This window comes from Candidatus Neomarinimicrobiota bacterium (assembly GCA_034716895.1).
In the GTDB taxonomy this organism is placed as follows: domain Bacteria; phylum Fidelibacterota; class UBA8477; order UBA8477; family JABMPR01; genus JABMPR01.
In genome coordinates this window covers 1-3,308 of the sequence record JAYEKW010000106.1, presented here as the reverse complement: position 1 = coordinate 3,308, position 3,308 = coordinate 1, and the positions used below count along the sequence as shown (strand labels likewise).

Annotated in this window: 4 protein-coding genes; all 4 read right to left on the bottom strand. The window is 46.6% G+C overall.

The genetic code is table 11. The features are described from left to right. Positions 1-432: 432 nt before the first annotated feature. Positions 433-741 (bottom strand): type I-E CRISPR-associated endoribonuclease Cas2e, encoded by a 309-nt coding sequence (gene cas2e, locus U9Q77_06580; GenBank protein ID MEA3287024.1) that lies wholly within the window; start codon positions 739-741, stop codon positions 433-435. Continuing rightward, entirely contained in the window at positions 722-1,645 is a 924-nt protein-coding gene (gene cas1e, locus U9Q77_06575) for a type I-E CRISPR-associated endonuclease Cas1e (protein MEA3287023.1), read from the bottom strand. The genes cas2e and cas1e overlap by 20 nt, the downstream gene beginning before the upstream one ends. Then, positions 1,642-2,490, bottom strand: a complete 849-nt coding sequence (locus U9Q77_06570) for a Bro-N domain-containing protein (GenBank protein ID MEA3287022.1) — start codon at positions 2,488-2,490, stop codon at positions 1,642-1,644. Before U9Q77_06570 ends, cas1e begins: the two co-directional genes overlap by 4 nt. Positions 2,491-2,499: 9 nt before the next feature. After that, on the bottom strand, positions 2,500-3,308 hold an 809-nt coding region (gene cas6e, locus U9Q77_06565; protein MEA3287021.1), incomplete at its 5' end, for a type I-E CRISPR-associated protein Cas6/Cse3/CasE.

Here is a 3,308-nt window from a genome sequence, read left to right as displayed (position 1 = left end):
TTCTTACTGATGGACAGCTCTATTATATCTATATCCGTAAATCCACTCTCTGTTAGTAGATTCTTAAACGGATTTGAAGTATAAGATTTGACCCGTTAGATCACTAATAAAATTTTCTTCTCCAGCCCAATTGTCTCTGTCTAATACCAAATGCAAGTCCTTGCAACATTCAACTACCAGCTCACCCCGACGTTTACGGGAAACACCTACATGTTTCATTCACGACGAGGTGAGTCTTTGGGGAACACTCCACCAGCCAGCTTTGCCCCATTGATGGTTGCGGTTCATCCCCACGTCTGTGGGGAACACTTCAACACCGGCGTCCGCTGCAACTGATAGGACGGTTCATCCCCACGTCTGTGGGGAACACTCTTATATCTAAACTATTAATTTTACCCAATTTCCAAAGAGCAAAAAAATCTACCAACTATTTCAGCCGTTTTCAACATCACATTCTGACCCATTCTCAGGTAAAAACGAAACCAACTTGATCCCATCCATCTCCTTTGGAATTCTTCTGTTTTTACCCCAGGTTAAAAAATCAAAACCTGATTCTGTATTGGTCGCCCAGGCCATGATCGCATTCCCCGAATCAGCTCCCTCACAAACCTGATGCCAGATCATATCACGGATTTTCCGGGAAACCTTTCCCACATAAACTCCTGCCCGAACTTCCAATAACCAAATTGCCAGACGCCCCCTTAATCGGGGAGGGACGTTCTCAACTACGATGACCAACATCACCACTCCTCTCCTTGTTGGGTATCGCCGGCCCAATTGCCTCCTCAGGTATTTCAGGAATACTCAGCTCACCGGCTCCCAGTACCTGCTCAATTGAGGGAATAATCTTGCGCAATAAGTTGGTCTCCCGAAAACTGTCCCGGCAAGCAATTCGAACGGCCCGTTCCGGGTTCTGGGGGTGCTTAGCAGCAATTCTAAAAGCTAGTGGAACAACCGTATCAAATTTGAATAAATCAGCAATATCATAAACAAATGACTGGGGTTTTCCCGAATGGATAAAACCGATAGCAGGCGCATATCCGGCTGCCAAAATAGCCGCTTCACAAATACCGTATAAACAGGCAGTGGCCGAACTGAGACACCGGTTAGGTAAATCACCACTCCCCCAGGATTTATAATCATAATTGCGAGACTTCCAGACGACTCCGTATTGTTTTGCCAATAGCTGATAAAGTTTCTTTACGCGAATCCCCTCAATTCCACGTAGTTGATTAATGCTCCTGCGTTGAGGGGATGGTTCGCCAAATCTGAACTCATACATTTTCCGAACCACCTTCAAACGTGCCGATTCATCGAGCGCTAATTTCGCCTGATAAAGCAATCGATCCGCCCGGGCTCCTCCAGGCTGACCTGCTGCGTACAGTCGCACACCAGCCTCCCCAATCCAGACCAGCAGGCAACCCACTCGTGAAGCCAAAACCACAGCAGCATGGGAAACTCTGGTACCAGGTTCCAGCATGAGGCAAGCCACACTCCCGACAGGGATATGGGTACGGACTCCATTTTTATCTACTACGACAAAAGCACCATCCAGAACATCCAATTGTCCTCTTTCCACATATAGAACCGAAACCCGATCTTTGATAGGGATGGGCTTTAATGGTGGCAGGATTGGTTCAGTCATGACGCACCTTTTTTGCCGTGTTTCCCTTTGATTCTTTTCCTGCTTTCCGGCTCATTGAGATAGTTCCCTGAGTTTACGACTTTACCACCAGTTTCATGTTCCAGTTTTTCCCGGGCACCACCGGCGATGTGTCCACCTTTGCGGGCAGCTGTTTTGTTTTCGTCCAAGCCCTGAGCATCTTGTTTTCTGGCAATTTCAGTGGTGGCAGCTTCGCCCAACATATTGAAAATCAATTCCAGGTCAGTCATGTGATCGCGGAGATTCTCCCGCTCAAGTCCTTTTAGCTCTTTGTATTCAGAGGGTGTCAAACCGAAGGCTGCTTTTGAGATCTCAGAGGTTAGAATAGCATATTCAGGTGATTCCTTGATACCCCGTTTACCCCATTCATCAGTTAATTCAGCCCTGACAGCAATACCGCGCATCCGTTTTTCGATCCAGGCTTCGGAATATCCTTTAGCACGATAAATGGCTTTGGTTCGTTTGCTGGCTAATTCAGGATCTTCGATTTCCTGGACTCGTTCATAGCCAACTTTAGCCAGCCAGCGCTTGAAAGGTTCAGCTTTGGGTGAGGGGATGGATTGGATGATCCGAAAAATGCCTTCGGTGTTGGCACAATCTGTTTTGCGCATTTTGCCATCTGGCGCAATCAATTTCAACCCGTGACAAATTGTCACGACTTCACTTCCTTCTGCATTTAACCGCTGCTTCAATTTGCGCCAATATGCTCCTGGATCAGGACTTTCAGTTAGCGCTCCACAGATATCAACGACTGAAAACCACCATTCATTGCTATGCAACACCCGGCGGACTTCACGCCCTTTGAAAACGACTAATCTATTTTCCATGTTCATCACCTAAGCTCTTTTAATCAACAAAAGACCACAGCCGAAGGCTTTGGAGCGTCCAACTCCATTGAACAGCGCATTCCTGAATTTCGAAACATCAGCCACTTTCAATTCCCCGGTGAAGTCTACCGAGCTAAAGCCGGACTTTGTTCCACGCTTTGCTTTTCCATTCAAAGCATGCCAGTGGTAGCCACTACTCTGTAATTTGAATTGCCCGTGGTTATCGTTGCAAATCACGAAGCCATGACGCTCACCCCGTGATACTATCCAATGTTCTAATGCATCTTCAACTGTAGCTTTTAGAACCCACTCCAACTTATCACTCAGGCTCAATGCTTGGTTCAGCCGGTCGGCATAGCGAGGGTTTCCAGCCAGCAGAGTCGTTAATTTTTCATCCAGGGAGCCACTCACCTGTCTCAGAAGCACTCTCTTGAGATCCTGTTTTTTGGGTGATCCAGGAAGTTGAGATTGTAAACCCAATTCTGAGCATAAAGAGGCAAGAAACTGGCGTTGTGCATCCATTGGAACATCGTGTTTTTTACCTTTTCGGCTAATGATCGGGTTGGCTCGAAGACTAAATTGCAAACGGTCACCCTGTGCAATATTTGGTTGATATACTTTCTCATCCACCTGGAAAATTGGATTATCTGTAGCAGGTCGGGTTGCTGACACAACATAGTAAACAGGCTCACCACGAGCCCCTGAGCGGGTGCCTAATTGTTCTCGGGCAATTTCTTCTCGATATAGAAAATTGCGCTTCTTCTCCTCAGTAAACAAATCCCAGAACAAGCGATGCATATCGTATGGATTTTGAGTAA